Raw genomic sequence first — 17,033 nt, forward strand, 5'->3', positions numbered from 1 at the left:
AGACAGGAATATGATTTTCTTTGATATTGATGGAACTTTACATGAAGTTTTAACAATAATATAAAAAAACGACCGCGTTCCCCCGCAGTCGTCTTTTTTCGTGTTACGCTGTGATCCAAGCTTCGTTAGCTGGATTTTTACGCCACTCTTGTAATTTTTTCGTTTCAGCTTGTCCGATCATACCTTTTTCTGCTGCAACTTCAGTTAATGCACTGTAATCACTTAAAGAATATGATGCTACGTTCGCTGCTTCTAACTTTTCTTTTCCTGCTTCTAGCTCGTATGTGAAGATTGATACGATTCCTAATACTTCACAGCCAGCTTCGCGAAGTGCTTCTACACATGTAATTGCACTGCCGCCAGTTGAAATTAAGTCTTCTACTACTACAACTTTTTGACCTTTTTCAGCTTTTCCTTCGATTTGATTCCCTTTACCGTGACCTTTTGCTTTACTACGTACGTAGCACATTGGTAAATCCATACGATCACTTACCCATGCAGCGTGCGCAATACCAGCAGTTGCTGTTCCTGCAATAACTTCTACAGTTGGGAAGTGCTCTTTAATTAACTCTTCTAATCCAGCTGCAATCGCTTGACGTACTTTCGGATAAGATAAAGTTAAACGGTTATCACAATAAATTGGTGATTTCATACCTGAAGACCATGTGAATGGATCATTCGGTTGTAAAAATACTGCTCCAATTTCTAATAAATGCGATGCGATTTCTTTTTTCATACTGTTACACCTTCCCACTGTTGTTTTACTGTTTTATACGCTTCAAGCGGATTTTCTGCTTTTGTAATACTACGTCCAACTACGATATAGCTTGAGCCAAGTTCCCTCGCACGTTTCGGTGTTGCTACGCGCACCTGGTCATTTACATCATCGCTTGCAAGACGAATCCCCGGTGTTACTGTTACAAATTCATTTCCGCATACTTCACGTAATTTTGGAACTTCAAGCGTTGAACAAACAACGCCATCCAGTCCACTTTCTTTCGTTAATTTTGCATAATGAGCAACCGCTTCTTCTAACGTTTTCTCAATGCCGATCTCTTTTTTCATCATAGCTTCCGAAGTGCTTGTTAGTTGTGTAACTGCAATACAAATCGGTCTCTCTTTTCCTTCTTGCTTACCTTCCTCTAATCCCTCAATCGCAGCTTTCATCATGCTGCTTCCCCCAGCAGCATGAACATTTACCATATCAACATCTAGACTAGCTAGGCTACGCATAGCGCTTTTTACCGTATTTGGAATATCATGAAGTTTTAAATCTAGAAAGATCTTATGCCCTTTTTCTTTTAAGTACGTAATAATCGCAGGGCCTTCTTTGTAAAATAACTCCATACCAACTTTGACAAATAACTCTTCCCCTTCAAAGTGGCGCAAGAATTGTTCTACATCTTGTTTCCCCGGAAAATCTAGTGCAACGATTAACGACTGTGACATGTTTGCTTCCAGCTCCTTCCTTGACATTCCGAAATGTGATCAAATCCTAATTCATCTAGTAATGCTGGTAACTCTTCAATAATTGTCGGACATACGAACGGATCGATAAAGTTCGCTGTACCAACTGCAACTGCGCTTGCGCCAGCGTAGAAGAATTCAATTACATCTTCCGCTGTTTCAATACCACCCATTCCGATAATTGGAATGTTAACCGCTTGGCTTACTTCATGTACCATACGAATTGCTACTGGCTTAATCGCAGGACCTGATAATCCGCCTGTACGGTTTGCTAAAATTGGTTTAGCTGTTTTTAAATCTAGACGCATACCAAGCAATGTATTAATCATCGTTAAACCATCTGCACCTGCATTTTCAATCGCTTTTGCAATTTCCACAATGTTTGCCACGTTCGGTGACAACTTCACATATACAGGTACTTCAGAAACCTCTTTTACTCGCTTCGTTAAATCAGCAGCAATTTCAGGATTTGTACCAAAGGCGATACCACCTGTTTTTACGTTCGGACAAGAAATGTTTAATTCTAGCGCATGGACATTAGGCGCTTTAGAAATTTCCTTTGCAACCGCCACGTAATCCTCAGCTTGTGAGCCTGCAACGTTCGCAATGATTGGAAGATCAAATTGTTCGAGAAAAGGTAATTCAGAATTCATTACTTTTTCTAATCCTGGGTTTTGAAGTCCGATTGCATTTAACATGCCACCCGGTGTTTCAGCAACACGAGGCGTAGGATTTCCATAGCGTGGTTGTTCTGTCGTCGCTTTGATCATGATTGATCCTAGTACACTTAAATCGTAAAACTGTGCATATTCACGACCAAATCCAAAGCATCCAGATGCCGGTATAATTGGATTTTTTAATGATAATCCTGGTAATTCAACTTGCAATCTGTTCATAGTACAACCTCCCCGATTGGAAATACTGGTCCGTCGCTACACACCTTCTTGTAAGAATGTCCACTTGGATCTTCTTGTAAGTGGCATACACATGCGAAACAAGCTCCAATACCACAGCCCATACGTTCTTCTAATGAAATATAGGCTTTTTTCTCTTTGTAACGTCCTTCTAATGCACGAAGCATCGCTAACGGACCACATGAATAAAGAATATCAAAGTCAATTCCGTAATGATCAATTACATCTGTGACAAATCCTTTTGTACCGTGTGTACCGTCTACTGTCGCAACGTACGTATCACCAAGTTCTGCAAATTTTTCTTCATAGAAAACAACATCTTTCGTTTGAAAACCTAAGATGTGAATTACACGTACACCTTTTGCAACGAGGCGCTGTGATAATTCATAAAGTGGTGGTACACCAATTCCCCCGCCTACTAGTAATGCTGTTTGACCAGCTTCTGCTTCTTCTACAGGAAAACCGTGTCCTAATGGTCCTAGTACGTCTACCATTTCACCTTGTTTTTTAGTTGCTAATGTTTTTGTCCCTTGTCCTTCCGCACGATATAGCATTGTAAATTCGTTCTTCTCTTGATCTACATTACAAATACTAATTGGGCGGCGCAGAAGGGGCGCAATGCCCTCTGCTACCTTAATGTGTACAAACTGCCCTGGTTCGTTCATTTGCTGTACTAAAGTTCCTTGAAGCACTAATTCGTAAATGTTTTTTGCGATTTCTTTTTGATTAACGACGATCATATTTTGCTTTTGCATCATGCATGTACCACCTCGTGACGCTTTGTTTGCGTAATTTCTTTCATTGAATGAGCTGAGAATGTCATAGATTCTAATACTCGTAAGATTGCTCTCGTTGTATCAAGTGATGTTAAGCAAGCCACACCATTTTCTACTGATTCACGGCGAATGCGGAAACCATCACGCGCTGGTTGTTTGCCCTTTGTTAAAGTATTGATTACAAACTGTGCTTTTCCTTGACGGATAATATCAAGTAAGTTGTATTCTTCAGAATCAATTTTATTAACAACTTGCACTGGAATGTTTTGCTCTGCTAACGATTGTGCTGTTCCAGCTGTTGCTAATAAGTTATAGCCGATTTCGTGGAAACGTTTTGCAATTTCCATTGCTTCTTCTTTATCTTTATCCGCTACAGTGATGATTACTGATCCGTGCGTTGGGATGTTAATTCCTGAAGCAACTAACCCTTTGTATAATGCTTTTTCAAGTGTTAAGTCTTTCCCCATTACTTCCCCTGTTGATTTCATTTCAGGTCCTAATGTTGTATCAACTGAACGTAGTTTCGCAAATGAGAATACCGGAGCTTTTACATATACTTCTTTCTCTTCTGGGTGATAGCCTGTTCCGTATCCTTGCTCTACTAGGTCTTGCCCTAAAATAACTTTCGTTGCAACGTTTGCCATTGGTACACCCGTAATTTTACTTAAGAATGGTACTGTACGGCTCGCACGTGGATTTACTTCAATTACGTACACTTGATCTTTGAATACTACAAACTGGATATTTAGTAATCCAACAATGTTTAATCCTTTTCCAAGTGCAATAGTATGTTCAATGATTTGTTCTTTTAATTTTTCAGATAAGCTTTGTGGTGGATATACTCCAATTGAGTCACCAGAGTGAACTCCAGCGCGTTCAATATGTTCCATAATACCTGGAATGAATACATTCTCACCGTCTGAAATTGCATCTACTTCAATTTCTTTACCAACCATGTAACGGTCGATTAATACTGGGTGATCTGCGTGAACTTTAACTGCATTTTTCATGTAGTGCAGTAGTTCTTCTTGACGATATACGATTTCCATCGCACGTCCACCTAGTACGTAAGATGGTCTTACTAATACTGGGTAACCAATTTCTTCTGCGATTGCTACCGCTTGCTCTACAGTCGTTGCTGTTTTACCAACTGGTTGTGGGATACCAAGTTTTGTTAAAGCAGCTTCGAATTTATCACGATCTTCTGCACGGTCTAAGTCTTCAAGTGATGTTCCTAAAATCTTCACACCATGTTCTTCTAATTTTGCCGCTAAGTTAATTGCTGTTTGTCCACCGAACTGAACGATAACACCTTCTGGTTTTTCTAAATCGATGATGTGCATTACATCTTCAATCGTTAATGGTTCAAAGTATAATTTGTCAGAAATACTGAAGTCTGTTGAAACAGTTTCTGGGTTATTGTTAATGATAATTGCTTCATATCCAGCTTCTTTAATTGCCCATACTGAGTGAACTGTTGCATAGTCAAACTCAACACCTTGACCAATGCGGATTGGACCAGATCCTAGAACTACTACACTCTTACGATCTGTTACAATTGATTCGTTCTCATCAGCGTATGTGCTGTAGTAATACGGTGTTGCAGATTCAAACTCTGCCGCACAAGTATCTACCATTTTGAATACCGGCGTCATATTATTTTCTTTACGCATATCGTAAATTTCGCGCTCCGTTTTGTTCCAAGCTGCTGCAATGTAGTGATCGCTGAAGCCCATTTCTTTTGCAGTTTGTAGTACTTCCATATTTCCTACATTCGCTTTTACTTCGCGTTCCATATTTACGATATTTTCAACTTTTTGTAAGAAGAAGAAGTCCATTTCACACCATTCGTTAATCTCTTCTTTCGTTACACCTTGACGAATTGCTTCTGCTACGATAAACAGTCGCTCATCATCTGCTTTAATAATGCGTTTTTTCATTGTTTCTTTATCAAGTTCTTTTAAGTGGTCTAATTCTAAGTGATAAATACCAAGTTCTAAAGAACGAACCGCTTTTAATAATGATTCTTCTAAGTTACGTCCGATTGACATAACCTCACCAGTTGCTTTCATTTGCGTTCCAAGTGTTCTGTTCGCTGATTCAAACTTATCAAATGGCCAGCGTGGAATTTTTGAAACAACATAGTCTAATGCTGGCTCGAAGCAAGCGTAAGTTTTTTGTGTTACCGGGTTTACGATTTCATCTAACGTTAAGCCGACTGCAATTTTCGCTGCTAATTTCGCAATTGGATATCCAGTTGCTTTAGACGCTAGTGCAGATGAACGACTTACACGTGGATTTACTTCGATTACATAGTATTGGAAGCTATATGGATCTAGTGCAAGCTGAACGTTACATCCACCTTCAATTCCTAGTGCACGAATAATTCGTAATGACGTGTTACGTAACATTTGGTATTCACGGTCGCTTAGCGTTTGGCTCGGTGCTACAACGATAGAATCACCTGTATGAACACCAACTGGATCGATGTTTTCCATGTTACATACTACAATCGCGTTATCATTTGAATCACGCATTACTTCATATTCAATTTCTTTACAGCCAGCAATACTTTTCTCTAATAAACATTGTGTTACTGGGCTATGTTTTAAACCACTTGTTACGATTTCAATTAACTCTTCTTCGTTATGACAAATTCCGCCGCCCGTTCCGCCTAATGTGAATGCTGGACGAACGATTACTGGATAACCAATTTCGTTTACAAAGCCATATGCTTCATCAAGGTTATGAATAATTTCACTTGGTGGTGTTGGTTCATTTAAATCTTGCATTAATGTACGGAATAAATCACGATCTTCCGCTTGCTCGATTGCTGATAATTTTGTTCCTAAAATTTCAACTCCGCATTCTTCAAGTACGCCTGATTTTGCAAGTTCAACAGCCATGTTTAAACCTGTTTGACCGCCTAATGTTGGTAAGATTGCATCTGGACGTTCTTTACGAATGATTCGGCTTACGAATTCTAATGTTAAAGGCTCAATGTATACTTTATCTGCAGTTGCAGTATCTGTCATAATTGTCGCTGGGTTAGAGTTAACAAGGATTACTTTGTAACCTTCCTCTTTAAGAGATTGACAAGCTTGTGTTCCAGAGTAGTCAAACTCCGCTGCTTGCCCAATTACAATTGGTCCTGATCCGATTACTAAAATTGTGTTAATGTCTAGGCGTTTTGGCATAACTCTTCCCCTTCTTTCTTGAAGTTTTCAATCATTGTTAAGAAATCTTCGAATAAATCATTTGCATCTTCTGGTCCTGCTGAAGCTTCTGGATGGTATTGAACTGTAAATGCTGGGAACTTCTTATGACGAAGACCTTCTACTGTTCCATCATTTAAAGCAACATGTGTAATTTCAAGTTCTGTATTTTCAACTGATTCTTCTTCTACTGCGTAACCATGGTTTTGAGATGTAATTGCTACTTTTCCAGTTGCAAGATTTTTTACTGGATGGTTTAAACCACGGTGACCGAATTTTAACTTACTTGTATTCGCACCAGATGCTAAAGCAAATAGTTGGTGTCCTAGGCAAATTCCGAATAAAGGAACTTTACCGATAATGTCTTTTAACATTTCAATTGCTTCTGGTACATCTTTTGGATCCCCAGGTCCGTTACTTAACATAATTCCATCTGGGCTAAGGCGTAAAATTTCTTCAGCTGTCGTGTTGTAAGGAACTACAATTACATCACAATCACGTTTATTTAATTCTCTTAAAATACCATGTTTCATACCGAAGTCTACTAATACAACACGATGTCCGCGGCCTGGGCTTGGGTATGGATCTTTCGTTGATACGCGTTTTACATGGTCTGTAAATACTGTCGCTTTTAATTGGCTTACGATGTATTCTACATCTGCATCCATGTTACAAAGGCGTCCGCGTAATGTACCGTATTGACGAATTTTTCTCGTTAATTTTCTCGTATCAATTCCTGCTAATCCTGGAATGTTTCTTTCTTTTAAGTAGTCATTTAACGAAATTTCATTACGGAAGTTTGATGGGTGATCACAAATTTCGTTTACGATTAAACCATTTACAGATGGGTGAATCGATTCAAAATCGTCACGGTTGATGCCGTAGTTTCCGATTAATGGGTACGTGAATGTTACAATTTGACCGCAATATGATGGATCAGATAATGTTTCTTGATATCCAGTCATTCCTGTTGTAAATACAACCTCACCTGACTTTTCGATTTCTCCTCCGAAACCTGTTCCAATTAATACTGTTCCATCTTCTAAGATAAGTTGTCTTTTCATACTAATGCACTCTCCTTTTGCCATGCGATCTTACCACCAACGATTGTCATTACCGGCCATCCTTGGCATTTCCAACCTGCGAATGGTGTGTTTTTTCCTTTTGATAAGAATGTTGTTGGATCAATCTCTTCTTCTTGTTCTAAATCAATGATTGTAATATCAGCTGTTCTACCTTCTTTCAGGCGACCTGCTTCTAAGCCGAATGTATCAGCTGGCTTTTCTGTTAAGAATTGAATTAACTGTTCTAGTGTAATAATTCCTTTTTTCACAAGGTTTGTGTATAGAAGTGGGAATGCTGTTTCAAAACCAGTAATTCCGAACGGTGCTCTTTCAATTCCTTGCGCTTTCTCTTCCGCTGTATGCGGTGCATGATCAGTTGCAATCATATCGATTGTTCCATCTAATAAACCTTCAATTAATGCTGCATGATCCTCTTTTCCACGAAGCGGTGGGTTCATTTTAAAGTTAGGATCAGCTGATGGGATATCATCTTCACATAACACTAAGTGATGGGGTGTTACTTCTGCTGTTACTTTAATTCCAGCGCGTTTCGCATCACGTATTACACGTACAGATCCTTTCGTACTTACATGACATACGTGATAGTGACAATCTGCCGCTTCAGCAAGCAGTATATCCCTTGCAATATGTACAGATTCACATACTGATGGGATACCGTTTAATCCGTGTTTCTCAGAAAACTTCCCTTCATGTACACAACCTTTATTAATAAGAGTATTCTCTTCACAGTGCGCAACTACTGCCATATTCAGTTTTGCTGCACGCTTCATAGCAGCTAACATCATGCTAGCATCTTGTACGCCTACACCGTCATCAGTGAAAGCAAATGCTCCAAGCTCTTTTAATGTTTCGAAATCTGTCATTTCAGAACCCGCTTGACGTACTGTAATTGCTCCATATGGTAGTACGTTAACATGTGCTTTTTCTTTAATACGATTTTGTAAGTCTTCCATATGTTCTCTGCAATCTGGTACTGGGCGTGTATTTGGCATTGCGCAAATTGTTGTGAATCCACCTTTTGCCGCTGCTAGCGTACCTGTTTCAATTGTTTCTTTATGTTCACCACCTGGTTCACGAAGGTGTACGTGTACATCTACTAATCCAGGTGCGATTAACTTTCCGTTCACATCGATTACTTCAGCATTATCTGCCGTAATATTTTCTGCTACCTTAGCGATTTTACCGTCTTGTACGAGAAGATCCGTTGCTACGATTTTTCCTTCTTCATTCATATAACGACCATTTTTAAACAAATAATTCATGTTTCATTCCTCCTAATACATTTGGTAAGGCGCGTTTTAGTACAGCCATTCTTACGTAAACTCCATTTTCCATTTGTTTAAATATGCGTGAACGCTCACACTCAACAAGTTCACTTGCAATTTCAACATCTCGGTTTACAGGAGCTGGATGCATAATAATGCTTCCTTCTTTCATACGCTTTTCTCTTTCTACTGTTAATCCGTGTTTCTCATGATACTCTTTCATAATGTCTGTTTCATAATGATCATGACGCTCATGTTGTACACGAAGTAGCATCATTACATCCACTTCCGGAACAAGTTCATCTAATGGTTTGTATGTTCCAAATGTGTTGTCTTCATCTTTCCACTCTTCTGGACTTGCAAAGTAAATTGTTGCACCTAGCTTCGTTAATGCTTCTGCATTAGAACGTGCTACTCGACTATGACGAACATCTCCTACTATCGCAATCTTCAAACCTTCAAATCTTCCAAACTCTTGTTTAATTGTAAGAAGGTCGAGTAGGCACTGCGTTGGGTGGTTTCCACATCCATCTCCAGCGTTTAAGATCGGGATATTCACCTGATCTTTTAGTTCATCGAAGTAGCGATCTTGCTCATGGCGGATGACCACTGCTTTTGTTCCGATTGATTCTAGTGTTCTTATCGTATCGTATAAAGTTTCTCCTTTTTGTACGCTAGATGCATCCGCTGAAAAGTTTAAAACATCAAGTCCTAATCTCTTCTCAGCAACTTCAAAGCTAAATCTCGTTCTCGTACTATTCTCAAAGAACAAGTTTGCAACAAAAGTTTGCTCTGTCGTTTTGCTCTCTTTTCCATTCGCAAAATCTTCTGCGTCTTTTAGGATTTCTGAAATTTCTACTTCCGATAATTCACTCATCGTTAACAAATGGCTCATCGTCATCCCTCATCTTTCTGATTTTTATGTTACCACTTTTGTATTTTTATAACAACCTTTGCATAAAAATACCCTAGTCATGTGAGACTAGGGTGCAAGAAAGAAGCCACCCTTTCCGGTCTCACAGGACTGAATTAAAAGGTTATTATTATGAAGCAATCTGCTTAGATTGTTTTATTTGTTTCGTTTCCGGTAGTAGTAGATTTAACAGTACACCTACAATTGCTGCTAGTGCCATTCCTTCTACTTGGAATGATTCTCCTACGTGAAGTACCGCTCCACCAATACCGATTACTAGTATTACTGATGCAATCATTAAGTTTCGTTTGTCACTTAAATCTGTTTTATCGTCTACCATCATGCGTAATCCGCTTGATGCGATTACACCGAATAGTAAGATTGATACACCACCCATAACTGGTGTGGGGATCGAATGAATCAGTGCAGAAATCTTACCGATAAATCCGAACATGATTGCGAATACCGCTGAACCGATGAATAAGTATACACTGTACGCTCTTGTAATTGCTAGCACACCGATGTTTTCACCATACGTTGTATTCGGTGGTCCACCGATTAGTGATGCGATTAATGTGGCTACTCCATCACCGAAGATTGAACGGTGTAAACCTGGTTTTTTAATTAAATCTCTTTTAATAACATTTCCTAATACAATTTGATGTCCGATATGTTCTGAAATTGTTACTAGTGCAACTGGTACCATCAAGAGTACAATCTTCCATGAAAACTCTGGTGTGTATGTTACAAATGGTACTGTGAAATCTGGTACAACAAACCATTTTGCCTCAGCTACCGGCTTTAAGTCTACTAACCCTTGGAAGTAAGCGAAGATATATCCGCCGATAATGCCAAGTAACACTGGTATGATACTGAAAAATCCTCTTCCGAATATTGAGCATATAATTGTAATTGCTAATGTTACTAATGCTACTGAAAAGTGTGTAAAGCTATATTTGCCATCCGCACCATTCATCGCCATGTTAACTGCTGTATGTGCTAAAGCTAGCCCGATTACCATTACTACTGGACCAACTACGATTGGTGGTAGTAATTTCATAATCCACTCTGATCCTGATTTCTTAATTCCGAGTGAGATTAAGATGTATACAAGTCCTGCTAGCAAACCACCAAGCATTGCTGCTCCAGGTCCCCCTGCCGTTTTCGCTGTTATAATCGGTGCGATAAAGGCGAATGATGACCCAAGATAGGCAGGTACTTGACCTTTCGTTATAAGAAGAAACACTAACGTTCCTAATCCACTTGATATTAATGCTACTGACGGATTCAATCCTGTTAAAAACGGAACAAGCACTGTTGATCCAAACATCGCGAACAAATGTTGTATACTTAAAAATAACCATTTTCCCGGTTTCGGTACTTCATTAACGTCTAACACTGGCTTTTGTTCCATTGTTACATCCTCCTTCAGTTTAAATCTTTGCAATAAAAAAACTCTTTGTGCCTGTGCACAAAGAGTCCTACACTTTCGTATGCCAAATTTGACATATGAAAGCCAAGACCCTTTGGCAGCCTCACAGGACTACATTTAAAAGGGCTTTACTTATCGTATATGCTTACTCGATCTTGTTGATCTGTCTCTTGCAAATCAACTTCGATACGCTCTTCACTTGATGTTGGAATGTTCTTTCCTACATAATCAGCGCGAATTGGTAGTTCACGATGACCTCTATCAACAAGAACCGCTAGTTGGATTTGTGATGGTCTACCTAAATCCATAAGAGCATCCATTGCTGCTCGAACAGTTCTGCCTGTATATAATACATCATCCACAAGGATAACTTTTTTCTTCGTAATATCTACAGGGATATCAGAACCTTTTACAAGTGGTTCTTTATTTTTCGATTGTAGTGTTAAATCATCTCGATATAACGTAATGTCTAACTCTCCAACTTCCATTTCTTTTCCTTCAATTTGACCAATTCGTTCTGCCAAACGTTGTGCAATAAAAATTCCACGAGTTTTAATTCCGACAAGAACACAATTATCGACACCTTTATTTCGTTCCACGATTTCATGACTAATTCGTGTTAAAGCGCGGCGAATCATTTGGTCATCTAAAACGACAGCTTTCTCTTGCATGCTCTACACCTCCAAGCTTTTTTCTTGCGTGAGAGTAATGGTATAAAAAAAGTCCTCTCAGCGTGTGCGAGAGGACTTTTGAAAAAGGGTACAGCATACCCTATGTATTTCAAACCGTTACCTTCTCAACCTCACGGGGCTGTGTTAAAGGATCATTATTTAACTGTTGTCAGTATCTCAGTTTTCTTATGATTTGTCAATACTATTTTCGTAAAATATTTAATGCATCTTCAAACACTTCTGGAATCGGTGCCTCAAACTGAATATATTCACCAGTACGAGGATGGTCAAATCCTAAAATACCTGCGTGAAGTGCTTGTCCATTCATGTCTAATGTTTTCTTTGGTCCATACTTTGGATCTCCTGCAAGTGGATAGCCAATATATTTCATATGAACACGAATTTGGTGTGTACGCCCTGTTTCTAAGCGACATTCTACAAGTGTGAAATCTTTGAATCGCTCTAACACTTGGAAATGCGTAACAGCATGCTTACCATTTTCATCAACCGTCATACTTTGACGTTCTTTCTTATCACGAGCAATCGGAGCATCAATCGTTCCCTTATCGTGCGGAATAACACCGTGTACAATCGCTTTGTAACGTCTCGTTACTGTTTTTGCTACAAGTTGATTTACAAGTGATTCGTGTGCCATATCATTTTTAGCAACCATTAATAGACCAGACGTATCTTTATCAATACGATGTACGATACCCGGACGCATCACACCATTAATGCCTGATAAGTCTGTACAATGGTGCATAAGACCGTTCACAAGTGTACCACTTGTATGACCTGGTGCTGGATGCACAACCATACCACGCGGCTTATTAACAACAAGTACATCTGCATCTTCATAATAAATTTCTAAATTCATATCTTCTGGCTGAATATCTAACTCTTCTGGCTCAGGAATCGTCACTGTAATTTCATCATTTTCTCTAACTTTATAATTCCCTTTTACAGATTTTCCATTAACTGTAACAACGTCATCTTTAATCCATTGTTGTACTTGTGTACGTGACCATTCATTATTTATTCCTGCAACGAATTTATCAATTCGCTCATTTTTTTGTTCTTCTGCAACTGTTACTTGTACTACTTCACTCATTCAATTACTCCTTCGTTTTCTTGCCTTCTAATAATGTTTGAATAATAATTAATACAACACCAATACATAATGCTGAATCAGCGATATTGAATACTGGATAGTTGTACGAGAAAATATACACGTGAATGAAATCCACTACTTCTTGTCTAAATACACGATCAATAAAATTACCAATTGCTCCGCCTAAAATTAGACCTAATGAAATTCCTAGAAGCTTGTCTGTTTTTGCATATTTTTTCATATAAAATACGATAAATGCTACAAAAACGACTGTAATAATGTAGAAAAACCACATTTTATTTTCTAAAATGCCCCAAGCAGCTCCTCTATTTCGATGTGATGTTATGTATAATACATTATCGATAATCGGAATACTCGTACCTAATTCCATGTTCTTTACAATTAGCCATTTCGATATTTGATCGATGGCAATGACAAATAACGCTATTACATAATATATCATTTTCATTTCCCCCACAAAGACAGTGTACCTCAAAATTTTAGCATAGCTGCAACCTTTTCACAATGAACCTTTATAGAAGAATAAAATAAATTAAAAAAAGGTAATATAATATCGTTGTGCACATTCATACATTTACTTTTTCATAGAAAAATTCATGAATGGTACGTGCAGTCGGCATCGTTTTCATTTGTTTTACCGACATTACTCTTCCTGTGTCTTCACAAATACCATACATATCTATTTCCATTTTAAATAATGCACGTTCTACATCTTTTAAATCCTCTTTTATATCATGTAATAAAAGTTTTTTCTTTATCTCTTCCTTAATTTCATACCCAAGCTCTTCGCTAAACTCTGTATTATATTTGTACATAACCTCTTTAGCTAGCCTCTCTTGTAACTCTTTTCGCATCAATTGCAATTCTTCTTTGATTTCCATATACATTTCATTCACGTGTACATTCCTCCCAGTTGCAATGTACGATTAGTGTGTCCGAAATTTATATGCTTACCTCTCACACATTTTTCCTTCATAGGAAAGAGAGTGAAAGTTATTTCAATATACTGTTAACCAAAAAAATGACTGCACTTTACGTGCAGTCACCCCTTGTTATTTTACATAATTTTCTTTAACAACCGTTGCGCAACGCTCACATAATGTTTCATGTTCAGCATCTTTACCAATTGTTTCTGAAACTACCCAACAACGTTCACATGTTTCACCAGTTGCTTGAACAACAACAACCGCTGTATGTTCATACTTCGGTGCATCTGCTGGCGCCTCTTCCATCATACCACCAAGTTTGTACTCAGAAACGATGAATAATTGCTTTAAGTCTTCGTTAATAGACTCTAACATAGCTTTCATTTCTGCAGTTGGATATAGCGTAATGCTTGCATTTAATGACTTACCGATTACCTTTTCATTACGAGCTACTTCTAACGCTTTTAATACGTCATCACGCAATGTCATAAATGCATCCCATTTTGTTTTTAATGCTTCTGCACCATCTAATTGTACAGCTTCTGGCATATCAGTTAATTGTACACTTTCTTCTGTTACACCTGGAATGTATGGCCATACTTCATCAGCTGTATGCGGTAAGATTGGTGTTACAAGTTTCGTCAATGCAACAAGAACATCATATAATACAGTTTGAATTGCACGACGATCTTCATGGTTCGCACCTTCAATGTATAAAATGTCTTTTGCAAAGTCTAAGTAGAATGAACTTAAATCAATTGTACAGAAGTTATGAATTGCATGATATACAGCAGCGAAGTCGTATGTCTCATATGCTTCTTTTACTTTTGTAATTAAGTCATTTAATTTCACTAACATGTAACGATCTACTTCACGAAGTTCAGCTACAGCTACTGTATTTTCACTTGGCTTAAAGTCGTCTAAGTTTCCTAATAAGAAACGGAATGTGTTACGGATTTTACGATACACTTCTGCTACTTGTTTTAAAATATCATCCGAAATACGTACATCAGATTGATAGTCAACAGAAGATACCCATAATCGTAAAATATCTCCGCCTAATTGATCCATAATTTTCTTCGGTACGACGATGTTTCCAATCGACTTACTCATTTTACGTCCTTCACCATCTAATACGAAACCGTGGCTTAGTACGCCTTTATATGGCGCTTTTCCTGTTACAGCAACTGCTGTCGATAATGAAGAGTTAAACCAACCACGATATTGGTCAGATCCTTCTAAATATAAATCTGCTGGACGTTGTAAGTCATTGCGCTCTTCTAATACCGCTTGGTGAGAAGAACCTGAGTCGAACCATACATCCATGATGTCTGTTTCTTTACGGAATTCACCATTTGGGCTACCTGGATGTGTAAATCCTTCTGGTAATAGATCTTTCGCTTCACGCTCAAACCATACGTTAGAACCGTGTTCACGGAATAAATCAGCTACATGGTTAATTGTTTCATCCGTAATGATTGGATCACCATTCTCAGCATAGAATACAGGAATTGGCACACCCCATGCACGTTGACGAGAAATACACCAGTCACCACGGTCACGAACCATGTTATGAAGACGAGTTTCGCCCCATGCCGGTACCCATTTTGTGTCCGCAACAGCTTCTAATAACTCTTTACGGAATGCTTCAATAGATGCAAACCACTGTGCTGTCGCACGGAAAATAATAGGTTTTTTCGTTCTCCAATCATGTGGATATGAATGTGTAATGAATGTTAGCTTCAGTAATGCGCCTACTTCTTCTAATTTTTCTGTAATTGGCTTGTTAGCTTTATCATAGAATAAGCCTTCAAATCCAGGTGCTTCCTCTGTTAATACACCTTTATCATCAACTGGGCAAAGTACTTCTAAGCCATACTTTTTACCAACAATAAAGTCATCTTCCCCGTGTCCTGGTGCTGTATGAACACAACCTGTACCTGCATCTGTTGTTACGTGATCTCCTAGCATAACTAATGAATCACGATCGTAGAATGGATGCTTTGCAACTGTATACTCAAGCTCGCTACCTTTTACTGTTTTCACAACTTCAGCGTTTTCCCACTCTAACGTTTTTGCAACTGTCTCAAATAGTTCAGAAGCAATAATATATTTTTCACCATTTACTTTTACAATAGCGTATTCAAGTTCTGGGTGAACAGAAATACCTAAGTTTGCAGGCAACGTCCAAGGCGTTGTTGTCCAGATAATGTATTTCTCATCACCTTCTAATACGTTCTTTCCATCTTTTACAGGAAATGCTACGTAAATAGATGCTGATTTCTTATCTTGGTATTCAATTTCAGCTTCTGCTAAAGCTGATTCACTCGTTGGTGACCAGTAAACTGGTTTTTGCCCTTTATAGATATAACCTTTTTTCGCCATATCACCAAACACTTTAATTTGTTGTGCTTCATATGCTGGCTCTAAGGTAATGTATGGGTTATCCCAATCAGCACGTACACCTAAACGCTTAAATTGCTCACGCTGACGTTCTACCTGTTCATATGCATACTCTGCACATAACTTACGGAACTCAGCAACTGTCATTTCTTTACGCTTCACACCTTTATTTGTTAAAGCTTGTTCAATTGGTAAACCGTGTGTATCCCAACCTGGGACATATGGTGCACAGAAACCAGTCATTGATTTATAACGAACGATAAAGTCTTTTAATACTTTATTTAATGCATGTCCCATATGAATGTCACCATTCGCATATGGAGGTCCATCATGCAGTACAAATAAAGGACGACCTTTCGTATGTTCTTGTACCTTTTCATAAATATTCATTTCCGCCCACTTTTCTTGCATTGCAGGCTCACGTTTTGGTAAATTCCCACGCATCGGGAACTCTGTTTTTGGCATTAGTAATGTATTTTTGTACTCCATGCTCAATTCCTCCTTACATGTATAAAAGAAAGACCTAAAAAACGGAATAAAAAAGAGACTTTCTCATCCCAAAAAGGGACGAGAAAGTCTCCCGCGGTACCACCCTAGTAGATTCTATACGTATGTATACAATCCTCTTTATATTCTTAACGCGAATATACGCCTACGCTTACTCTATTTGTTCAGCGCGGAACTCCAGGGTGATATTCCCATTATCTCCTTATCCTGAGCTTACACCATCCTCAGTTCGCTATATAAGGTATGAAAAAGGTACTTATCCCTATCTTCGTTTTTCTTAATAAATATGTTGTTTAAAATTATATGTAATAATGAGAAAAACGTCAA

At 38.4% G+C, this 17,033-nt stretch carries 14 protein-coding genes and 1 other annotated feature; all 14 genes read right to left on the bottom strand.

Annotated elements, in window-relative coordinates; genetic code table 11:
- Positions 1-103: 103 nt before the first annotated feature.
- Complete coding sequence (gene pyrE / locus ACTFNE_RS00875; protein WP_000711449.1) at positions 104-736, bottom strand: orotate phosphoribosyltransferase; 633 nt, start codon at positions 734-736, stop codon at positions 104-106.
- Positions 733-1,449 carry an orotidine-5'-phosphate decarboxylase gene (pyrF, locus tag ACTFNE_RS00880; RefSeq protein WP_000083496.1) on the bottom strand — a complete coding sequence of 239 codons (717 nt, stop codon included), beginning with the start codon at positions 1,447-1,449 and terminating at the stop codon, positions 733-735. The genes pyrE and pyrF overlap by 4 nt, the downstream gene beginning before the upstream one ends.
- Positions 1,434-2,363 (bottom strand): dihydroorotate oxidase B catalytic subunit, encoded by a 930-nt coding sequence (gene pyrD, locus ACTFNE_RS00885; protein WP_001081053.1) that lies wholly within the window; start codon positions 2,361-2,363, stop codon positions 1,434-1,436. The genes pyrF and pyrD overlap by 16 nt, the downstream gene beginning before the upstream one ends.
- Complete coding sequence (gene pyrK, locus ACTFNE_RS00890) at positions 2,360-3,139, bottom strand: dihydroorotate oxidase B electron transfer subunit (RefSeq protein WP_000983352.1); 780 nt, start codon at positions 3,137-3,139, stop codon at positions 2,360-2,362. Before pyrK ends, pyrD begins: the two co-directional genes overlap by 4 nt.
- Positions 3,136-6,354 carry a carbamoyl-phosphate synthase large subunit gene (gene carB, locus ACTFNE_RS00895; protein ID WP_001126108.1) on the bottom strand — a complete coding sequence of 1,073 codons (3,219 nt, stop codon included), beginning with the start codon at positions 6,352-6,354 and terminating at the stop codon, positions 3,136-3,138. Before carB ends, pyrK begins: the two co-directional genes overlap by 4 nt.
- Positions 6,339-7,436, bottom strand: coding sequence for a carbamoyl phosphate synthase small subunit (locus ACTFNE_RS00900; protein WP_000828682.1), 1,098 nt, complete (start codon positions 7,434-7,436; stop codon positions 6,339-6,341). Before ACTFNE_RS00900 ends, carB begins: the two co-directional genes overlap by 16 nt.
- A complete protein-coding gene (gene pyrC / locus ACTFNE_RS00905) occupies positions 7,433-8,719 on the bottom strand; it encodes a dihydroorotase (protein ID WP_001108374.1) in 1,287 nt (428 codons plus the stop codon). The genes ACTFNE_RS00900 and pyrC overlap by 4 nt, the downstream gene beginning before the upstream one ends.
- Positions 8,703-9,617 carry an aspartate carbamoyltransferase gene (pyrB, locus tag ACTFNE_RS00910; RefSeq protein ID WP_000018849.1) on the bottom strand — a complete coding sequence of 305 codons (915 nt, stop codon included), beginning with the start codon at positions 9,615-9,617 and terminating at the stop codon, positions 8,703-8,705. The genes pyrC and pyrB overlap by 17 nt, the downstream gene beginning before the upstream one ends.
- 148 nt (positions 9,618-9,765) lie before the next feature.
- Entirely contained in the window at positions 9,766-11,049 is a 1,284-nt protein-coding gene (gene uraA, locus ACTFNE_RS00915; RefSeq protein WP_046198491.1) for a uracil permease, read from the bottom strand.
- Positions 11,050-11,195: 146 nt separating this feature from the next.
- Positions 11,196-11,738, bottom strand: a complete 543-nt coding sequence (gene pyrR, locus ACTFNE_RS00920; protein ID WP_001156491.1) for a bifunctional pyrimidine operon transcriptional regulator/uracil phosphoribosyltransferase — start codon at positions 11,736-11,738, stop codon at positions 11,196-11,198.
- A 202-nt stretch (positions 11,739-11,940) separates the two neighbouring features.
- Positions 11,941-12,849: an RluA family pseudouridine synthase gene (locus ACTFNE_RS00925; RefSeq protein WP_046198490.1), complete on the bottom strand. Its 909-nt coding sequence runs from the start codon at positions 12,847-12,849 to the stop codon at positions 11,941-11,943.
- A gap of 4 nt (positions 12,850-12,853) precedes the next feature.
- Positions 12,854-13,312, bottom strand: coding sequence for a lipoprotein signal peptidase LspA (lspA, locus tag ACTFNE_RS00930; RefSeq protein WP_000642177.1), 459 nt, complete (start codon positions 13,310-13,312; stop codon positions 12,854-12,856).
- Between the two features lie 124 nt (positions 13,313-13,436).
- Positions 13,437-13,766, bottom strand: a complete 330-nt coding sequence (locus ACTFNE_RS00935) for a molecular chaperone DnaK (protein WP_001004664.1) — start codon at positions 13,764-13,766, stop codon at positions 13,437-13,439.
- A gap of 156 nt (positions 13,767-13,922) precedes the next feature.
- Entirely contained in the window at positions 13,923-16,688 is a 2,766-nt protein-coding gene (ileS2, locus tag ACTFNE_RS00940; protein ID WP_046198489.1) for an isoleucine--tRNA ligase, read from the bottom strand.
- A 71-nt stretch (positions 16,689-16,759) separates the two neighbouring features.
- Positions 16,760-16,984 (bottom strand) — a binding site (T-box leader).
- Between the last annotated feature and the right edge of the window lie 49 nt (positions 16,985-17,033).

Origin of the sequence: Bacillus cereus group sp. MYBKT111-2, assembly GCF_051915205.1 — a bacterium.
Lineage (GTDB): Bacteria > Bacillota > Bacilli > Bacillales > Bacillaceae_G > Bacillus_A > Bacillus_A paranthracis.

Excerpts from the sequence above, each read along its gene's own strand:
- pyrC (WP_001108374.1), bottom strand. The coding sequence starts at position 8,719 with ATGAATTATTTGTTTAAAAATGGTCGTTATATGAATGAAGAAGGAAAA.
- ileS2 (WP_046198489.1), bottom strand. The coding sequence starts at position 16,688 with ATGGAGTACAAAAATACATTACTAATGCCAAAAACAGAGTTCCCGATG.
- pyrR (WP_001156491.1), bottom strand. The coding sequence starts at position 11,738 with ATGCAAGAGAAAGCTGTCGTTTTAGATGACCAAATGATTCGCCGCGCT.
- pyrE (WP_000711449.1), bottom strand. The coding sequence starts at position 736 with ATGAAAAAAGAAATCGCATCGCATTTATTAGAAATTGGAGCAGTATTT.
- ACTFNE_RS00925 (WP_046198490.1), bottom strand. The coding sequence starts at position 12,849 with ATGAGTGAAGTAGTACAAGTAACAGTTGCAGAAGAACAAAAAAATGAG.
- pyrF (WP_000083496.1), bottom strand. The coding sequence starts at position 1,449 with ATGTCACAGTCGTTAATCGTTGCACTAGATTTTCCGGGGAAACAAGAT.
- pyrD (WP_001081053.1), bottom strand. The coding sequence starts at position 2,363 with ATGAACAGATTGCAAGTTGAATTACCAGGATTATCATTAAAAAATCCA.
- lspA (WP_000642177.1), bottom strand. The coding sequence starts at position 13,312 with ATGATATATTATGTAATAGCGTTATTTGTCATTGCCATCGATCAAATA.
- pyrK (WP_000983352.1), bottom strand. The coding sequence starts at position 3,139 with ATGATGCAAAAGCAAAATATGATCGTCGTTAATCAAAAAGAAATCGCA.
- ACTFNE_RS00900 (WP_000828682.1), bottom strand. The coding sequence starts at position 7,436 with ATGAAAAGACAACTTATCTTAGAAGATGGAACAGTATTAATTGGAACA.
- uraA (WP_046198491.1), bottom strand. The coding sequence starts at position 11,049 with ATGGAACAAAAGCCAGTGTTAGACGTTAATGAAGTACCGAAACCGGGA.
- carB (WP_001126108.1), bottom strand. The coding sequence starts at position 6,354 with ATGCCAAAACGCCTAGACATTAACACAATTTTAGTAATCGGATCAGGA.
- pyrB (WP_000018849.1), bottom strand. The coding sequence starts at position 9,617 with ATGAGCCATTTGTTAACGATGAGTGAATTATCGGAAGTAGAAATTTCA.